We start from the raw sequence: 18,221 nt of genomic DNA on the forward strand, positions 1-18,221 counted from the left end.
CGTGGGTGAGCGGGCCTCGGTGTCCTAAGGATAAGGACGCACCTGGGCTTGTTGTCGAACTCAGCAAGGGATAACGACATGGCACTTAAAAAAGAAGGGCCGGAGTTTGACGTCGATGATGAAGTGCTCCTTCTGGAGCCTGGCATCATCCTTGAAGAGTCGCTTGCCGAAGAGCAGGTATCACTTCGAGTCACTCCTAAAGCCACCTCTCTCTCCTCTCTCAAGCAACACAAGCATATCGACTACAGCCGCGCGCTCGACGCGACCCAGCTGTATCTGAATGAAATCGGTTTCTCGCCGCTTCTGACTCCGGAAGAGGAAGTCCACTTTGCGCGTCTCGCGCAGAAGGGCGACCCGGCCGGGCGTCGGCGAATGATCGAAAGCAACTTGCGTCTGGTGGTGAAGATTGCGCGGCGTTACGTCAATCGCGGTCTTTCCCTGCTCGACCTGATCGAAGAGGGCAACCTCGGGCTGATCCGCGCGGTGGAGAAATTCGACCCCGAGCGTGGCTTCCGCTTCTCCACCTATGCAACCTGGTGGATTCGTCAGACCATCGAACGGGCCATCATGAACCAGACCCGAACCATCCGTTTGCCGATCCACGTGGTGAAGGAACTCAACGTCTATCTGCGGGCGGCTCGCGAGCTGACCCACAAGCTGGACCACGAGCCTTCTCCCGAGGAAATCGCCAACCTGCTCGAGAAGCCGGTGGAAGAGGTCAAGCGCATGCTCGGTCTGAACGAGCGGGTGACCTCCGTGGATGTCTCGCTCGGCCCGGACTCGGACAAGACCCTACTCGATACCCTGACCGATGATCGCCCCACTGATCCTTGCGAGCTGCTGCAGGATGATGATCTCAGCGAGAGCATCGACCAGTGGCTGTCGGAACTGACCGACAAGCAGCGCGAGGTGGTGATCCGCCGCTTCGGCCTGCGTGGCCATGAAAGCAGTACCCTGGAGGAAGTTGGCCAGGAGATCGGTCTGACCCGCGAGCGGGTTCGGCAGATTCAGGTCGAAGCCCTCAAGCGCTTGCGCGAAATCCTTGAGAAGAACGGTCTTTCAAGCGACGCCCTGTTCCAATAGCGCCTCGGCAGGACCACAAAGAAGCCCGGATGATTCCGGGCTTTTTTATTCGCCGTGCTGTAAGCATTCGCTTACATAAGCTGTGAGCGATAAGCTTGAAATTGGCTTGGTACAAACCTAATTCTTTGCCAAGCATTTGTTTTAAAAGGGTTTATTTTTTGTTTTTGCCTGGGGGAGTTACTGGGTGCGCGAATCTGTCCTAGTTGCCGCAACCGGGTAGGCGGGTAATATCACTCCTGCGTACACGGAAAGACGCAAGCCGGTAAGGATGCCGGTCAGGACATCGCAGGATGGCGATTCATCAGGATGATGAACTAGGGAAGAAAGAGTGGGCGGGTTATCCCGCCCCTTTTTTTGCCCGCAGAAAAGTAGTGCTCCAGATGCAGAAAGGCCCGCGCGAAGCGGGCCTTTCTTGTTTGAAGCGGTGGAGATCAACGCTCCAGGTACTGCATCTTGTTCGGCTTGCCGTCCCACTCTTCAGCGTCCGGCAGGGAATCCTTCTTCTCGGTGATGTTTGGCCATACATCGGCCAGATCCTTGTTCAGCTCGATGAACTCCTGCATACCATCCGGGACTTCGTCCTCGGAGAAGATCGCCTGTGCCGGGCACTCCGGTTCGCACAGGGCGCAGTCAATGCACTCATCCGGGTGGATGACCAGGAAGTTCGGGCCTTCGTAGAAGCAGTCCACCGGGCATACTTCCACGCAGTCGGTGTATTTGCACTTGATGCAGTTGTCGGTGACGACGAAGGTCATTTCTAATTTTCTCCTCAGGCGGGCGGCTAAGCGCGCGCGATTCTAGCAGCTTGTCCTGCGATTCGTCAGACTCGCATCTTCCATGCATATAACAATTCGAGAGCTTGGCGCGGTGTCAGGTCATCCGGGCTGACATGCATCAGCTCTTCGACAATCGGATGCGGCAGGCTGGCGAACAGGTCGCTTTGCAGCGGTGCTGGGCTCTTCGGGTCGTTCGAGCGGGGCGCTTCGTGGGGCAGGCTGGTGGTTTCCAGGCGCGACAGATGCTCCCGGGCGCGCTGAATTACCGCACCCGGCACGCCGGCCAGTTGCGCAACCGCCAGGCCATAACTCTGGCTTGCCGGACCGGGCAGCACGTGGTGCAGGAACACGATGCGCTCGTTGTGCTCGGTAGCGTTCAGGTGAACGTTGGCAACCGCCGGCTCGCTTTCGGGCAGCACGGTCAGCTCGAAATAGTGAGTAGCGAACAGGGTGAAAGCGCGCAACTTCGCCAGGTGTTCGGCAGCCGACCATGCCAGCGACAGGCCGTCGAAGGTGCTGGTGCCGCGACCCACTTCGTCCATCAGCACCAGGCTGCGCTCACTGGCATTGTGCAGGATGTTGGCGGTTTCGCTCATCTCCACCATGAAGGTCGAGCGACCGCCGGCGAGGTCGTCGGAGGAGCCAATCCGGGTGAAGATGCGATCCACCAGCGACAGCTCGCAGCGCGCGGCCGGGACGAAGCTGCCGATATGAGCAAGCAGTACGATCAACGCTGTTTGACGCATATAGGTCGATTTACCGCCCATGTTCGGACCGGTAATCACCAGCATGCGAGTGTCTTGATCGAGATTCAGGTCGTTCGCGACGAAGGGCGTATTCAGCACCTGCTCGACCACCGGGTGACGACCCTGCTCGATGAGAATGCCGGACTCTTCGACGAAGCGCGGGCGATTCAGATCCAGGTTCAGTGCGCGCTCGGCCAGGTTTGACAGCACATCCAGTTCGGCGAGTGCAGCGGCAGTGTCCTGCAGCGGCGCGAGCTGCGCGATCAGCAGCTCCAGCAACTCTTCATAGAGTTGTTTCTCGCGGGCCAGTGCACGGCTCTGGGCGGACAGCGCCTTGTCCTCGAATGCCTTCAACTCCGGGGTGATGAAGCGCTCGGCGCCTTTCAGGGTCTGGCGGCGGATGTAGTCAGCCGGCGCCTGCTCGGCCTGCACACGTGGCAGCTCGATGTAGTAGCCGTGGATCCGGTTGTAACCGACCTTCAGGTTCGGCAGGCCGGTGCGGGCTTTTTCCCGAGTTTCCAGGTCCATCAGGTACTGGCCGGCGTTCTCGCTGAGCATCTGCAGCTCGTCGAGCTCGGCGTCGTAACCGCGGGCGATGACGCCGCCATCGCGGATCACCGCCGGCGGGTTTTCGATCACGGCGCGCGCAAGCAGATCGGCCAGTTCCGGGTAGGTGCGGATGCTGACGGCCAGTTCGCCGAGATGCGGAGCTTCCAGTTCTGTCATGCCCCGTTGCAGTTCGGGCAATGCGGCGAGCGCGTCACGCAGGCGTGCAAGGTCACGCGGGCGGGCGTTTCTCAGGCCGATTCGGGCAAGGATGCGTTCAACATCGCCGATTTCCTTCAGTTGTGGCTGAAGAGTCTCGAATCGGTAGCGCTCAAGCAGGCAGGCGATGGACTCCTGGCGAGCTTCGAGCACCGCGCGGTCGCGCAGCGGACGATTCAACCAACGGGTCAGCAAGCGGCTGCCCATGGCGGTCTGGCAGCGGTCGACCACTGATTGCAGGGTGTTGTCACGGCCACCGGCGAGGTTGGTGTCGAGTTCCAGGTTGCGGCGGCTGGCGCCGTCGAGGATCACCGTGTCGTCGATGCGTTCGTGACGCAGGCTGCGCAGGTGCGGCAGGGCGGTGCGCTGGGTTTCCTTGGCGTAGGCCAGCAGGCAGCCGGCGGCGCCGATGGCCAGGGTCAGGTCCTGGCAGCCGAAGCCTTTCAGGTCCTGGACGCCGAATTGTTGGCACAGGCTCTTGCGCGCGGAATCGCGATCGAAATCCCACGGTGCGCGGCGGTGCGAGCCACGGCGTTTCTCCGCCGGCAGGCCCTGCGGCCAGTCGTCGGGGATCAGCAACTCGGCGGGGTTCATGCGCTCCAGTTCGGCCAGCAGGGTTTCCCAGCCTTTTATCTCCTGGACGTTGAAGCGGCCGCTGGTGATGTCCAGCACGGCCAGGCCGAACAGGCGTTCGTCGCCCAGCACGGCGGCGATCAGGTTGTCGCGGCGCTCGTCGAGCAGCGCTTCGTCACTGACGGTGCCGGGAGTCAGGATGCGCACGACCTGGCGCTCCACCGGACCCTTGCTGGTGGCGGGGTCGCCGATCTGCTCGCAGATCACTACCGACTCGCCGAGCTTTACCAGCTTGGCGAGATAGCCTTCGGCGGAATGGAAAGGGATGCCGGCCATGGGAATGGCATTGCCGGCGGACTGGCCGCGCGCGGTGAGGGTGATATCGAGCAGCTTGGCCGCCTTTTTGGCGTCCTCGTAGAACAGTTCGTAGAAGTCGCCCATGCGGTAGAACATCAGTTGATCCGGGTGCTGGTTCTTCAGTCCCCAGTACTGCTGCATCATTGGCGTGTGGGCGGAGAGATCGCTCTGACTCATGGCTTCTGGCTGTCCGGCTTCAACATGCAAAAGCGCCTAGTGTACGGTATCCGCCTGGCCTTCTTTAACCCCGGAGCGCACTGTGCCCGTTACCGATTCCTTTATTACCGATCTCTCCTCCCGGCTCGGCGCGCGGCTCGCGGCCAACCAGTTGCGCGTCACCACCGCCGAATCCTGCACCGGCGGTGGGATTGCCGAGGCAATCACGCGCATTTCCGGCAGTTCGGCCTGGTTCGAGGCGGGTTACGTGACCTATTCCAATAACCAGAAGACCCGCCAGCTGGATGTCGCGCCGGAGCTGTTTGCGAAGGTCGGCGCCGTCAGTCGCGAAGTGGTCGAGGCCATGGTCGCTGGTGCCCTGCCGCGCAGCGGGGCGGATATCGCCGTGGCGGTCAGCGGCATTGCCGGCCCGGACGGCGGCTCCGCCGAGAAGCCGGTAGGAACCGTCTGGCTGGCCTGGCGCAAAGGCGAACAGGTGTTCAGTGAGCGTCGTCTTTATGCCGGCGATCGGGAAGCCGTGCGCCGGCAAACCGTGGCGACCGCTCTGGAAGGGCTGTTGCGACTGGCGGACGGGGAAAATCCGATTCAGGGGTAGGCGAGCGGCTTGCCCTGTGGAATAATACTGGCTACTTATACAGTTGTTCGTGGCCGCCCGGCCGCCTGACTTCGCGAGGACTTCAATGGACGACAACAAGAAGCGCGCCCTGGCCGCGGCCCTGGGACAGATCGAACGCCAATTCGGCAAAGGCGCGGTCATGCGCATGGGCGACCATGAGCGCCAGGCTATCCCTGCCATCTCCACCGGCTCGCTGGGTCTGGACATCGCGCTGGGCATTGGCGGTCTGCCGCGCGGCCGTATCGTTGAGATCTACGGTCCGGAATCTTCGGGTAAGACCACGCTGACTCTGTCGGTCATCGCTCAGGCGCAGAAAGTAGGCGCCACCTGTGCCTTCGTCGATGCCGAGCACGCGCTCGACCCCGACTATGCTGGCAAGCTGGGCGTCAACGTTGACGATCTGCTGGTTTCCCAGCCGGACACCGGCGAGCAGGCCCTGGAAATCACCGATATGCTGGTGCGCTCCAATGCTGTTGACGTGATCATTGTCGACTCCGTAGCCGCCCTTGTACCGAAAGCCGAAATCGAAGGCGAGATGGGCGATCAGCACGTCGGTCTGCAGGCCCGCCTGATGTCCCAGGCGCTGCGCAAGATCACCGGCAACATCAAGAACGCCAACTGCCTGGTCATCTTCATCAACCAGATCCGCATGAAGATCGGTGTGATGTTCGGCAACCCGGAAACCACCACCGGTGGTAACGCGCTGAAGTTCTACTCCTCCGTCCGCCTGGACATCCGTCGTACTGGCGCGGTGAAGGAAGGCGACGAGGTGGTCGGCAGCGAAACCCGCGTCAAGGTCGTGAAGAACAAGGTCGCCCCGCCGTTCCGTCAGGCCGAGTTCCAGATCATGTATGGCCGCGGCATCTACCGCACCGGCGAGATCATCGACCTGGGTGTACAGCTGGGTCTGATCGAGAAGTCCGGCGCCTGGTACAGCTACCAGGGCAGCAAGATCGGCCAGGGCAAAGCCAACGCGGCCAAGTTCCTGGAAGATAACGCCGAGATCTGCACCACTCTCGACAAGGCTATCCGTGATCAACTGCTGACCAACCAGGCAGCTCCGACCAAGGCCGAGCTCGCGGCGGCGGAAGCCGAAGCAGAAGCTGAAGCCGACTATTAATAGTCATGGCCGCCGAGCTCGATAACCCCGTCGCGGTGCGGCGGGTCGCCATGGACCTGCTGGCAAGACGCGAGCATGGCCGGGCGGAGCTCTCGCGCAAGCTGCGGCAACGCGGTGCGACGCAGGACCTGATCGACCCCGCCCTCGACCGCCTGGCCGAGGAGGGGTTGCTCAACGAAAGCCGTTACCTGGAAAGCTACATCGCCAGCCGTGCGCGGGCCGGTTACGGTCCGATGCGGATTCGCGAAGAGTTGTCGCAACGCGGTTTACCCCGTGGGGAAATCGATGGCGCGCTGAGCGAGTCGGGTGTCGACTGGAATGAAAACCTGCGCGAAGTCTGGCGCCGCAAGTTCACCCGGTTGCCGCAGGACGCGCGTGAACGGGCCCAGCAGGGGCGGTTCCTGAGTTATCGGGGCTACTCGATGGAGGCCATCAGTCGTCTATTGAGCGGTCGACGCTCGGACGATTGAGAGCGCAGTTGAAAACAAGGCACCCACTCGGGTGCCTTGTTCGTTTCCGGGGCGGTGAATCAGCGTTCCCAGTTCTCCGGCTGGTTGATGAAGTTCAACAGCTCGCGCAGACGTCCCTGATGCCGGCCATTGAAAGCGAAAGCCAGGCGGGTGAGGTGGGAGAACTCGGGCTCGTCCAGCTCGGAGTCGCTGTAGGGTTGCTGGTGGAAGCCGTCGGTGACGCAGAGGTCGCCGAACTCCTGTTCCAGCAACGCCAGCGCGCGAGTGCTCAAGGGGTGGTTCAGTCGGATGACGAAGCGGTCCTTGAGCCAGCGACTGGAGTGGAAGTTGCTGTAGAACTGGGCTATTTCCTCGACGGCATCCTCGGCCGAAAACACCAGTTTCATCAGGTTCATGTCGCTCGGCAGGATGTAGCCATTGTCCTCTAGCTGGTCCTTGATGAACTCCAGCGCGTGGTCCCAGTAATGCCCGCCAGGCTGGTCGAGTAGCACCACCGGCACCAGCGGACTCTTGCCGGTCTGGATAAGGGTCAGTACTTCCAGCGCTTCGTCGAGCGTGCCAAAACCACCAGGGCAGAGCACCAGGGCATCGGCTTCCTTGACGAAGAACAGCTTGCGCAGGAAGAAGAAGTGGAATGACAGCAGGTTGTTGGTGCCGTCCACGATGCGATTGGCGTGTTGCTCGAAGGGCAGGGTGATGTTGAAGCCGAGGCTGTTTTCCAGTCCTGCGCCTTCATGGGCAGCGGCCATGATGCCGCCGCCAGCGCCGGTAATGACCATCAGGTCGTAGCGGGCCAGGGTTTGGCCCAGTTCGCGGGCGAGCGCGTAGACGGGGTGATCGACCGGCGTGCGGGCCGAGCCGAACACCGTGACTTTGCGGCGTCGCTTGAACTGCTCCAGCGTGCTGAAGGCATGCTCCATTTCACGCAGGGTCTGCAGCATGATCTTGGCGTCCCAGCGGTTGCGGTCGGCCTGGGCCATGCGGGCGACGGTGGTGAGCATCTCGCGGTACAGCGGCAGGTTCTGGCTGTTGCCGGGGGCGGCCAGTTCGGCCAGCTCCTCGATCTTTTGCGTCAGGTCCGTTCCGCTGGTCTGGAAGTGCCTGGAGAGGTAGTCGTCGGGCTCATAGGGCATGTTGATACTCCTTGTTCATCAACCCCTGTTCGCCTGTCCACGGGCGGCGCCGGCCACGCAAGGTGACGCTGGGCGGTAACGCAATCGCGCCTCGCCGCATGCACAGGAATAAGCAGGAGGCCTGCGCAGTCTGGCACGCGGGTGTGACAGTCGGTGAGGCCTCGATTTCAGATGGCGATCCGGTCCCCTTGCTCCGGAATATTGGCTGTCCAGTTCAGGCGATCCTGGAGTGCGCCTTTGAGTGCATCCATTTTTTCCCGCTCGCCATGTATCAGGTATAGCTCGGGTTTGTGTGCGAAGTGGCCAACCCACTGAATCAATTGTGATTGTCCGGCATGCGCGGAGAATCCGCCGAGGGTATGGACTTGAGCTTTCACGCCGATGCGCTGACGCAGGATGCGTACCGATTCCGCGCCGTCGACGATGGCTCGTCCCAGCGTGCCCTTGGCCTGGAACCCTGGGAAGACGATATGGCATTCCTGCCGCCAGAGGTTGTGCTTGAGATGGTGGACGATACGCCCGCCGGTGCACATGCCGCTGCCGGCTATGATGATCGCGCCGCTCTTGATCCGATTCAGTGCCATGGACTCTTCGGCACTTTGGGTCGTGCGCAGGATCGGCAGCCAGTCGCCGACCTTGGCCGTGCCGGTACCGCGCATGTATTCGCGGTCGACGTCGGCGATCTCGCCAATGTGTTGCAGGTAGATATTGTTGGCCTGGGCGGCCATGGGGCTGTCGAGATAGACCACTTGCTGCGGCAGCCGGCCTTCCTGGTAGAAGCGCCCGAGGTAATAGATCAGATCCTGCGTGCGGCCAACGGCGAAGGAGGGAATCAGCACGTTGCCGCCATCGGCTTGCGCGCGCTGGAGAACTCCGCTGAGTTCCAGCAGGGTTTCGTTAGCATCCCGGTGATCGCGGTCGCCGTAAGTGGACTCCAGCAACACCACATCGGCGCGTGTCAGCGGAGTGGGCGTGCGCATCAGCGGCGAGCAGGTACTGCCCAGGTCGCCGGAGAACACCAGGCGCCGGGTCGTACCAAATTCGTGAATCTCGATTTCAACGATGGCCGAGCCGAGGATGTGCCCGGCATTGTGGAAGGTCAGGCGAATGCCGCGGGCGACGTCCACCGTGCTGCCGTAGCTGACGCGGCGCCGCTGGTTCAGCGTGCGCGAGGCGTCTTCCACGGTATACAGCGGCTTCACCGGGGGCTTTCCGAGGCGTGCGCGCCACTTGTTTTCCCATTCCGCGTCCTTTTCCTGGATGTGCGCTGAATCCATCAGCATCAGTTCCAGCAGGTCGCAGCAGGATTCGGTGGCGTAGATCGGCCCTTTGTAGCCTTCCCTTACCAGGCGCGGCAGCAGACCGCTGTGGTCGAGGTGGGCGTGGGACAGCACGACCGCATCGAGTTCCTTGGGATCGAAGGGGAAGGGGGTGCGGTTGTTCGCCTCGTTTTCACGGGTGCCCTTGTTCGCGCTGCGCCCCTGGCGCATCCCGCACTCGAGCAGCACGCGGACGCCATCGCGGGTTTCCAGCAGGTAGCAGGAACCGGTGACTTCCTGGATCGCGCCGATGAAGGTGAGAAGCGCCATATGGTCTCCTAGTCGGAATTCTCTTTCAGCCTTGCCCGAAAGGTCGGGACGGTCGTTGATACATGTCAGCGCCGGTCCGATCTGTGGCGACCTAGACTTTCCTGCATAACCAAGGGAGAGCCGATATGTCACAGATCCTGCCAAGTCCTGAGGAGCTTGCCGCCCACGCGGCAAGCGAGCCGGAATATGCTCGCTGGCTGCGAGGCCGTGGTCCGCTTCAGCATAGCCCGCAGACCCAGGCGGCGGTCTTCCGTATGGCACATCAATTGGTTCAGTACGGCCTGCAGCCGGATCTGGCCAGCGCTTACCGGTTGTTCGTTGCGCTGGATCGCCTGACTTGCACCGGCTTATGGCTGGTGGCGCACATGACCTACGCCAAGCGTGTCCGCCTCGATGGCGCCCCGCTGCGGGCCGAGGATTTCAAGGCGCATCCCGAGGGCCACACCGGCGGCGCGCTGAACATGGTGCCAGCCTACGCGGGCTATCTGGCGCTTAACGCACTGAGCGGCAAGACTCGCGGCTGGTTGATGGGGCAGGGCCACTGCGTGGCGGCGATCGACGCGCTCAACGTGCTGACCGGCAACCTGCATCCCGAGCAGGCAGCCGCCTACGGCCAGGGCGAGGCTGGGCTGGATCGGCTGCTGCAGGACTTCTACAGCTATGCCCAGGCGCCCGACGGCAAGGTCGCTGTGCCGCTGGGCAGCCATGTGAACCCGCATACCGCCGGTGGCGTCGCCGAAGGCGGCTACCTCGGTTTCGCCGAACTGATGTATGCCCACATGCCATTGCCCGGCGAGACGCTGGTGGCATTCCTCTCGGACGGCGCCGCGGAGGAGCAGCGCGGCAGCGACTGGATTCCTCGCTGGTGGCGTGCGGAAGACTGCGGGACGGCGTTACCCGTGATGATCGCCAACGGCAGGCGCATCGAGCAGCGCACCGACCTGGGCACCCATGAGGGTCTGGAGGGCTTCAAGCAGCACCTGCGTCGTTGTGGCTTCGATCCGATCAGTTTCGACGGGCGCGACCCAGCGGCGTTCGTCTGCGCGCTGTGGGAGATGGAGGAACGCCTCCAGCATCGGGTCGAGGAGAAGGCGCGTGGCATCCTGCGTTATCCGTTGCCGATTCCCTATGGCATCGCCGAGACGATCAAGGGTTACGGCTTCTTCGGTGCCGGCAGCAATGCGGCGCATAACCTGCCGCTGCCGGGCAATCCCAGCGCGGATGCCGAGGCGCGCGAGCTGTTCAACCAGCACGCGGCGCCGCTGTGGGTCGATGCGCAAGAGCTTTCCGACGCCTGCGGTCTCTTCGCTGCCTCGCGCAGCGGCCGGGTACTGGAACGGGATAATCCGCTGGCGGTTCGCCGTCCCATCGAGCCCTCGATTCCGCCACTGCATTACCGTAGCGACGAGTGCTCGCCCATGGCTGCGCTAGACCGCTTCTACGTGGACCTGTGCGGCGCCAACCCTGACTTGCGCGCCCGTGTCGGCAACCCGGACGAGCTGGCGAGCAACCGGCTGGGCGGGGTGCTCAAGGCGCTGCGGCATCGGGTGAGCGAGCCGGAAAGCGAGCTTGAGGCCGTGGACGGTCGGGTGATCACCGCGCTCAATGAGGAGGCGGTGGTGTCGGCCTGCCTGGCCAACCAGGGCGGACTGAACCTCGTCGCCAGCTATGAAGCCTTCTGCGTGAAGATGCTCGGCGCAGTGCGGCAGACGCTGATCTTCGCCCGCCAGCAGAAGGAGGCGGGGCGTCCCGCCGGCTGGCTCGGCTGGCCATTGGTGGCGACGTCGCATACCTGGGAGAACGGCAAGAACCAGCAGTCTCACCAGGACACCACGTTCTGCGAGGCGCTGCTGGGCGAGATGAGCGACATGGTGCGGGTGGTGTTCCCAGCCGACCACAACAGCCTGCTGGCGCTTTTGCCGGGAATCTACCTCAGTCGTGGCCAATTGACCTGCATGGTGGCGCCCAAGCGCGAGCGCCCGGTGGTGTTCAACCAGGCACAGGCGGAGCAGTTGGCTCGCGATGGCGCCCTGCTGATGGATGAGCACCCGGGAGCCGATCCGTTGCTGTTGATCGCCAACGGTAGTTATCAGTTGGCGGAGATGCGCCGGGCCGCGTCGCGACTGGAGGAGGCGGGCTATCCCTATCGACTGGTGTACCTGCAGGAGCCGGGGCGCTTCCGGGCTCCGCGCGATAGCTGGGAGTTGCGCGAGGTGGCCGATGAATCGCTCGCCGCGCGGCTGTTCCCTGATCACTACGAACGACGCGTGCTGCTGACGCACATGCGCCCGGAAGTGGCGCGCGGACATCTCTGGCCGATCCTGCCGGATGCGTTGAAGACGGCGGTGCTGGGTTATCGCAACCAGGGAGGGACTTTGGACGAGGCGGGCATGCTGTTCGCCAACCGTTGCACCTGGGCGCATGTGCTGGCGGCTTGCGCGCGCCTGATGGACGTACCGCGCAGTGCGCTGCTGACGCCCGAGGAAGCGGCGGCGGTAGCGAGCAAGGGTAGCCCGAACGCCCTGCGCTAGAGGAGAGGCGCAACCGCCAGCGGGCGGTTGCGCAGGGATCAGCGCTTGAGCGGCTTGATCAGGCCATCGAGGCCGTCGATCTTCAGCTCCAGGGTCAGTTGCATCAGCCGGCCCAGTTCACCGGGCGGGAACTGGCCCTTCTTGTAGAACCACAGCAGGTACTCGTCCGGCAGGTCCACCAGCATGCGGCCCTGGTATTTGCCGAAGGGCATCGGCGTGCGCGCGATCTTCAGCAACTGTTCCTTGTCGAGCATGGGCGCGGCTTACTTCTTCAGCTTGATCTTGCAGCTGCCAGCGTCGAAACGCTCGGTGGCGACCGGGGCGTTGGTCTTGTACTCGGTGAAGCTGTAAGTGAGGATCGCGCCCTGTGCCAGCAACTGGCGGTAAGCGGTGTTGCTACAGACGCTGTCACCCAGTTGGCTGCGCACGCTATCGGGGTTCTGGCGCATGCGTTCGGCATGGCTGGCGCGCACGCTCAGGTGGTTGATCAACTGTGGGCCGTCAACGGTGTAGCCCTGGTCGAGGATGTCCTCGTTGATGGCGCGCGGGGTGCCTTCGCTGCTTTCCTTGGCGACCTTTTCCAGGGTCTGGGTCAGTTCGAAGTCCTTCTTCGACGCGGCGTGCGCGACGGGAAGAACGAGGCAGAGGGCGAGGGCGGTGAGGCGCAACATGGGCATCTCCTGACAATGGTGCCGATTCGACCGTGGCGAGCCTTCCGGGTTCGCTGGTCATTACAGCCGCCTATTGTCCCTTAAAACGGCCCGTGTGCCGAGAAGCTGTTGGTTCAGGCCTGAAGCGCGCCGCCAGGCGGCCAAATCCGTCAAAGGCGGGAGCGAGGCTCGCGCCTGTGCTGATGGCGACAAGTGGTGCCACTCTCATAGCCTGTGGCCTGCCTGCAGGGAGGTGGCGGCGGCTCTGGTACAATCGGCAGCCCGCAACCGCCGTCCCGTTCGAGCCTTCGATGTACCGTCCGATTTTCCGCCTTCCGGTGGCCCGATGAGCCACGCCGTCGCCCGCCTGCGCGATGAGCGCCTGGCCCGCTGCCTCAAGCCCTTCGTGGCCCGTGGCTCGCGTTCGCCGCGCTGCCCCGGCTGCCGCCTACGCCCGAACTACTGCATGTGCGGCCTGCGCCCGCAGGTCGAGTCCAACGCGGCCATGTGCCTGGTGATGTTCGATACCGAACCGCTCAAACCGAGCAATACCGGCTGGCTGATTGCCGAGACGGTGCCCGAGACCTGGGCCTTCGGCTGGTCGCGCATCGAGGTCGATCCGGCGCTGCTGGCGCTGCTCGACGATCCGCAGTGGCAGCCGTACGTGGTCTTCCCTGGCGAGTTCGTGCAGCCCGAGCGCGTGGTGACCACGGTGGAACCGCAGGATGGCAAGCGGCCGCTGTTCATCCTGCTCGACGCCACCTGGAACGAGGCGCGCAAGATGTTCCGCAAGAGCCCGTACCTGGACCGCTTCCCGGTACTCAGCATCACGCCGGACGCCCTGTCACGCTATCGCCTGCGCCGCTCCAAGTTCGATGAGCACCTGTGCACCGCCGAAGTGGCCGCGCTGTGTCTGGGACTGGCCGGTGACCGCCGCGCCGGCGATGCGCTGGATGCCTACCTGGACGTGTTCAGCGAACGATACCTGGGCTCCAAGCGCCAGCAGCCGCTGGACGAGCAGAGCCCGGCGCATCAGGCGTTGATGCCGTTTACCCAACGTTAGATTCGACTGCCATCTCGCCGGACTACCGCGGCGCCACGCGGATCGCGGACAAGGTCCGCTCCTACAGTTAAACGCCTTGCAGGATCAGGGGTTGAGCGATGCCCGTGCTCATGGTCTGGAATGCGCCCCGGCCTCTGTTCGACCTTGTAGGAGCGGACCTTGTCCGCGAATGGCGCCTGCAACGAGCACCTCGGGAACCTCGATCAGGCCGCCGTGGCCTCGGCCTTCTTCGGCCACAACTGCGCCACCAGCATGCCGGCCAGCATCAGCGCGCAGCCGAAGTAGCCGCGCAGATGCAGGGTTTCGTTGAGGAAAATGGCGCCAGCGATGGCGGCGAAGACCGCTTCCAGTGACAGGATGATCGCCGCGTGCGATGCAATGGCATGCTTCTGCGCCACGACTTGCAGGGTGAAGCCGGTGGCGACGCCGAACAGGCCACCGTAGATCAGGGCGGGACCGGCCTGGACGATGGCGTCCCAGTGAATTTCCTCGAAGATCACCGCCAGGATCAGGCTCACCACCGAGCAGGTCACGAATTGCAGGAAGGCCAGGCGAATCGGGTCGTAGCGGCTGGCGAACAGGCCCACCAGCAGGACGTGGCCACCCCAGATGAAGGCACCGGTCAGTTGCAGCCAATCACCGGAGGCGACGTGGAAATTCGGGCCGATGCTCAGCATGGCCATGCCGGTCACGGCCAGCGCCGCGCCGATCCAGGTGCCCATGCCGGCGCGATGGCCGATCAGCAGGCCCAGCAGCGGCACGATGATCACGTACAGACCGGTGATGAAGCCGGAGTTGGTGACGCTGGTGAACATCAGGCCGACCTGTTGCAGGTTGATGCCCACGGTCAGCGCGGTGCCGATGGCCAGGCCCGCGAGGATCAGGCCACGATTGAACGGCTGGGCGCCGCGCTTGCTCGACCAGGCCAGCAGCGGCAGCAATGCCACGGCGCCAAGGGCGAAGCGCAGGCCCGTATAGAGGAAGGGGCCGATGGCATCCATCCCGAGCCGTTGAGCGACGAAGGACACCCCCCAGATCATCGCGGTAAACAGCATCAGGAAATCGGCGCGCAGCGCTTGGCTTTTCATCGTGTTCTCGAACGGCAGGTAAAAAAGCGGAACTCTGCCGTAACGCTCAGGCTTTGGAAAGGGGAGAGACTTCTCGGCGGGCACACTGGCAGGTGCGTCGTTCGGGCCTGGGCAGGCAGCCCGGAGGCGCATTCGCGGGGCGCGCGTGCGCGCGAGATTCAGTACAATGCGCGAACCAGTGCTCTATCCGTGCTCCGATCTTTCCTGCGCAGGTCTGGCTGTTATCCACGGCGAGACTTCGGCGCGGCCTTCAAGGACTATCCATGGCTTCCTACGAGATCCTGATCGCTGACGATCACCCGCTGTTCCGCAGTGCCCTGCACCAGGCCCTGACCATCGGCCTGGGTCCCGAGGCGCGACTGTCGGAGGCGGCGAGTATCGCGGAGCTTGAGGCGCGCCTGAACGAGAAGGCGGACTGGGACCTGGTGCTGCTGGACCTGAACATGCCCGGCGCCTACGGCTTCTCCGGGCTGGTACTGCTGCGCGGGCAGTACCCGCAGATTCCGGTGGTGATGGTCTCGGCCCAGGAAGACGCCGCCGTGGTGCAGCGCTCCCGCGAGTTCGGCGCCAGCGGTTTCATCCCCAAATCCAGTGAGCTGAGCGTGCTGCAGCAGGCCGTGCGTGCGGTGCTCGACGGTGATGTCTGGTGGCCGCCGCAGGTGGACGCCGTGACCACCATGAGCGAAGAAGTCCGTGCCGCCAGCGCCGGCCTGGCGAGCCTCACGCCGCAGCAGTTCCGCGTGCTGACCATGGTCTGCGAAGGCCTGCTGAACAAGCAGATCGCCTTCGAACTGAGCGTTTCCGAGGCGACGGTGAAAGCCCATGTCACGGCGATCTTCCGCAAGCTCAACGTGCGCACCCGCACCCAGGCGGCATTGCTGCTGCAGCAGATGGAGTCCGTCCCGGGGGCCTGACGCTGTCACATCCTGTCGAATCGCTTGACCCCTTTTTGACGAGCGCTGGTATAGAGTGCCGCGTCCCTTTGTGTGAGAACTGCCTGTGTCCGCTTCCCCTTTCAAAGGCCAGACCGGCCTGAAACGTGTCCTCAATGCCACCGGTTATTCCCTGGCGGGCTTCGCCGCCGCCTTCAAGGGTGAGGCCGCGTTCCGTCAGTTGGTGTTGATCAACGTCATCCTGATTCCGCTGTCGTTCTTCTGCGACGTCACCCGTGGCGAGCGCGCCCTGATGATCGCGGTGTGCCTGCTGGCGCTGATCGTCGAGCTGCTCAACTCCGCCATCGAGGCGGTGGTGGACCGGGTTTCCCTGGAGCGCCACCCGCTGTCGAAGAACGCCAAGGACATGGGCAGCGCCGCCCAGTTCGTAGCCCTGACCATCATCACCGTGACCTGGGCGGGCATTCTGCTGGGCTAAAGGCGCTGGGCGGATCGCCAGGCGCATCGGACCTGCTTTCGTAGGAGCGGAGCTTCTCCGCGAAATCCCGGCGCAGCCGGGACAACCTGAACCGGCCTGCCGGCCGGATCGCGGATAAGATCCGCTCCTACGGGATCAAGGGCGTTTCAGGGAATCATCGGCAGGATGATGTCTTCGCTGCGCGTCACCCCGGCGGTTTCGCTGCGGCAGAGTTCGAGGAACTCGCGCATGGTCGCGGTCTGGTACTTCTGCCGGTGCCAGATGAAGTAGAACTGCCGGCGCAGGTCCAGGTCCGGGGTTTCCACCGGGACCAGGCTGCCGCGGCGGAAAGCGTCGCGCAGGGCCAGGCGCGAGATGCAGCCGATGCCCAGGCCCGACTCCACGGCGCGCTTGATCGCCTCGGTATGTTCCAGCTCCAGCCGCACGTTCAAGGGCTCGATGTGATGACGCATGGCCTGGTCGAAGGTCAACCGCGTGCCTGAGCCCTGTTCGCGCAGAATCCATGCCTCTTCGATCAGCCGCGCCAGGTCCGCGCGACCTTCGCGGGCCAGCGGATGCTGCGGCGCGCAGAACACCACCAGTTCGTCCTCCATCCACGGCTGCACCTCGATGTCCGGGTGCTGGCAGTCGCCTTCGATCAGCCCGAGGTCCAGCTCGTAATGCGCCACGCGCTGCACGACATGGGCGGTGTTGTGCACGTGCAGGCGCACCCGGCAATCCGGCTGGCGCTGCATGAAGGTGCCGATCAGCAGGGTGGCCAGGTAGTTGCCGATGGTCAGCGTGGCGCCCAGGTCCAGCGAGCCGAAGGCGCTCTTGCCGTTGAGCATGTTCTCGATCTCGCCGCCGCGGTCGAGCAGGGCAACCGCCTGGGGCAGCAACTGGCGGCCGAGGGCGTTGAGGGTCAGGCGCTTGCCGGAACGGTCGAACAGCTTGCAGTCGAACTGCCGCTCCAGCTCGCCCAGCGCGGTACTGGTGGCGGACTGCGACATGGCCAGTATCTCGGCCGCGCGGGAGACGCTTTCCTGCTGGGCGACGCCGACGAAGACTTCGAGCTGGCGCAGGGTGAATTTCATGGATGGGCTCCGGAAAGGGCTGCGCGACATTTCGTCACCCCGGAGTAGGAAAGACCCGAAGGTATCCTTTCGCGGCGACATGACATGGCCTTATCTGCGTTTTGGATTAGCAATATCCAGATAATTTATTTTGCGGATATTGTCGCCGCCTATAAAATGTCGCGCAATTGCGCTACGTCCGGGATCTGCTGGGGTGCGCCACGTTTCTCCTAGGAGTCCTTGATGAGCAACCTGTACACCGAGCGCGTTCTCAGCGTGCACCACTGGAACGACACCCTCTTCAGCTTCAAGACCACCCGTAACCCGGGTCTGCGCTTCAAGACCGGTCAGTTCGTGATGATCGGCCTGGAAGTCAACGGTCGTCCGCTGATGCGCGCGTACAGCATCGCCAGCCCGAACTACGAAGAGCACCTGGAGTTCTTCAGCATCAAGGTCCCGGACGGTCCGCTGACGTCGCGTCTGCAGCACCTGAAGGAAGGCGACGAGCTGATGGTCAGCCGCAAGCCCACCGGCACCCTGGTGCTGGATGACCTCAAGCCCGGCAAGCACCTGTACCTGCTGAGCACCGGCACCGGCATGGCGCCGTTCCTGTCGGTCATCCAGGACCCGGAAGTCTACGAGCGCTTCGAGAAGGTCATCCTGGTCCACGGCGTACGTTGGGTCAGTGAACTCGCTTACGCGGACTTCATCACCAAGGTCCTGCCCGAGCACGAATACTTCGGCGACATGGTGAAAGAGAAGCTGATCTATTGCCCGCTGGTGACCCGTGAAGAGTTCCACAGCATGGGCCGTCAGACCGACCTGATGCGCAGCGGCAAGCTGTTCGCCGACATCGGCCTGCCGCCGATGAACCCGCAGGACGACCGCGCCATGATCTGCGGCAGCCCGAGCATGCTCGACGAGACCAGCGAAGTGCTGAACAGCTTTGGCCTGCAGATCTCCCCGCGCATGGGCGAGCCGGGCGATTACCTGATCGAGCGCGCCTTCGTCGAGAAGTAAGCAGCGTCCGACGGTTCAGTCGAAAGAACGCCGCGATTCCC

Annotated in this window: 17 protein-coding genes; 9 read left to right on the top strand and 8 right to left on the bottom strand. The window is 63.4% G+C overall.

The features are described 5' to 3' along the window. Positions 1-78: 78 nt before the first annotated feature. The gene (gene rpoS, locus JVX91_RS13365; RefSeq protein ID WP_205340005.1) at positions 79-1,083 is read left to right on the top strand and encodes an RNA polymerase sigma factor RpoS; all 1,005 of its coding nucleotides are present in this window, start codon (positions 79-81) and stop codon (positions 1,081-1,083) included. Between the two features lie 431 nt (positions 1,084-1,514). Here rpoS and fdxA read toward each other — a convergent pair whose 3' ends face one another. Both fdxA and mutS read right to left on the bottom strand, forming a co-directional pair. After that, positions 1,515-1,838 (bottom strand): ferredoxin FdxA, encoded by a 324-nt coding sequence (gene fdxA / locus JVX91_RS13370; RefSeq protein WP_015476292.1) that lies wholly within the window; start codon positions 1,836-1,838, stop codon positions 1,515-1,517. Between the two features lie 65 nt (positions 1,839-1,903). Next, complete coding sequence (mutS, locus tag JVX91_RS13375; RefSeq protein ID WP_205339665.1) at positions 1,904-4,477, bottom strand: DNA mismatch repair protein MutS; 2,574 nt, start codon at positions 4,475-4,477, stop codon at positions 1,904-1,906. An 82-nt stretch (positions 4,478-4,559) separates the two neighbouring features. Between mutS and JVX91_RS13380 the strand changes: the two genes are divergently transcribed. The 3 genes from JVX91_RS13380 to recX all read left to right on the top strand — a co-directional run bounded on the left by JVX91_RS13380 (position 4,560) and on the right by recX (position 6,683). Then, positions 4,560-5,072 (top strand): CinA family protein, encoded by a 513-nt coding sequence (locus tag JVX91_RS13380; RefSeq protein WP_205339666.1) that lies wholly within the window; start codon positions 4,560-4,562, stop codon positions 5,070-5,072. Positions 5,073-5,157: 85 nt separating this feature from the next. Then, positions 5,158-6,213 (top strand): recombinase RecA, encoded by a 1,056-nt coding sequence (gene recA / locus JVX91_RS13385; protein ID WP_205339667.1) that lies wholly within the window; start codon positions 5,158-5,160, stop codon positions 6,211-6,213. A gap of 5 nt (positions 6,214-6,218) precedes the next feature. Continuing rightward, positions 6,219-6,683, top strand: coding sequence for a recombination regulator RecX (gene recX / locus JVX91_RS13390; RefSeq protein WP_205339668.1), 465 nt, complete (start codon positions 6,219-6,221; stop codon positions 6,681-6,683). A gap of 59 nt (positions 6,684-6,742) precedes the next feature. Here recX and JVX91_RS13395 read toward each other — a convergent pair whose 3' ends face one another. Continuing rightward, positions 6,743-7,816: an LOG family protein gene (locus JVX91_RS13395; RefSeq protein ID WP_205339669.1), complete on the bottom strand. Its 1,074-nt coding sequence runs from the start codon at positions 7,814-7,816 to the stop codon at positions 6,743-6,745. Between the two features lie 167 nt (positions 7,817-7,983). Further along, positions 7,984-9,405, bottom strand: coding sequence for an MBL fold metallo-hydrolase (locus JVX91_RS13400; protein WP_205339670.1), 1,422 nt, complete (start codon positions 9,403-9,405; stop codon positions 7,984-7,986). Between the two features lie 125 nt (positions 9,406-9,530). Between JVX91_RS13400 and JVX91_RS13405 the strand changes: the two genes are divergently transcribed. After that, on the top strand, positions 9,531-11,936 hold the full coding sequence (locus tag JVX91_RS13405) for a xylulose 5-phosphate 3-epimerase (RefSeq protein ID WP_205339671.1): 2,406 nt from the start codon (positions 9,531-9,533) through the stop codon (positions 11,934-11,936). A 38-nt stretch (positions 11,937-11,974) separates the two neighbouring features. On the opposite strand, the gene JVX91_RS13410 is transcribed toward JVX91_RS13405, so the two are convergent. Next, complete coding sequence (locus JVX91_RS13410) at positions 11,975-12,190, bottom strand: DUF3820 family protein (RefSeq protein ID WP_017518005.1); 216 nt, start codon at positions 12,188-12,190, stop codon at positions 11,975-11,977. Between the two features lie 9 nt (positions 12,191-12,199). After that, positions 12,200-12,607: a quorum-sensing-regulated virulence factor family protein gene (locus tag JVX91_RS13415; RefSeq protein WP_205339672.1), complete on the bottom strand. Its 408-nt coding sequence runs from the start codon at positions 12,605-12,607 to the stop codon at positions 12,200-12,202. A gap of 325 nt (positions 12,608-12,932) precedes the next feature. Here JVX91_RS13415 and JVX91_RS13420 point away from each other — a divergent pair, with 325 nt between their 5' ends. Next, a complete protein-coding gene (locus tag JVX91_RS13420) occupies positions 12,933-13,649 on the top strand; it encodes a tRNA-uridine aminocarboxypropyltransferase (RefSeq protein ID WP_205339673.1) in 717 nt (238 codons plus the stop codon). Positions 13,650-13,852: 203 nt separating this feature from the next. On the opposite strand, the gene JVX91_RS13425 is transcribed toward JVX91_RS13420, so the two are convergent. Beyond that, positions 13,853-14,737: a DMT family transporter gene (locus JVX91_RS13425; protein ID WP_205339674.1), complete on the bottom strand. Its 885-nt coding sequence runs from the start codon at positions 14,735-14,737 to the stop codon at positions 13,853-13,855. A 263-nt stretch (positions 14,738-15,000) separates the two neighbouring features. Between JVX91_RS13425 and erdR the strand changes: the two genes are divergently transcribed. Beyond that, on the top strand, positions 15,001-15,651 hold the full coding sequence (gene erdR / locus JVX91_RS13430) for a response regulator transcription factor ErdR (RefSeq protein ID WP_205339675.1): 651 nt from the start codon (positions 15,001-15,003) through the stop codon (positions 15,649-15,651). An 85-nt stretch (positions 15,652-15,736) separates the two neighbouring features. Next, positions 15,737-16,108, top strand: a complete 372-nt coding sequence (locus JVX91_RS13435) for a diacylglycerol kinase (protein ID WP_205339676.1) — start codon at positions 15,737-15,739, stop codon at positions 16,106-16,108. A gap of 146 nt (positions 16,109-16,254) precedes the next feature. Here the strand turns inward: JVX91_RS13435 and JVX91_RS13440 are convergent, their stop codons facing one another. Then, positions 16,255-17,181: a LysR family transcriptional regulator gene (locus JVX91_RS13440; protein ID WP_205339677.1), complete on the bottom strand. Its 927-nt coding sequence runs from the start codon at positions 17,179-17,181 to the stop codon at positions 16,255-16,257. A gap of 222 nt (positions 17,182-17,403) precedes the next feature. Between JVX91_RS13440 and fpr the strand changes: the two genes are divergently transcribed. After that, entirely contained in the window at positions 17,404-18,180 is a 777-nt protein-coding gene (gene fpr / locus JVX91_RS13445) for a ferredoxin-NADP reductase (protein WP_017517998.1), read from the top strand. The last annotated feature ends 41 nt before the right edge of the window (positions 18,181-18,221 follow it).

Source organism: Pseudomonas sp. PDNC002 (assembly GCF_016919445.1).
Taxonomy (GTDB): Bacteria; Pseudomonadota; Gammaproteobacteria; order Pseudomonadales; family Pseudomonadaceae; genus Pseudomonas.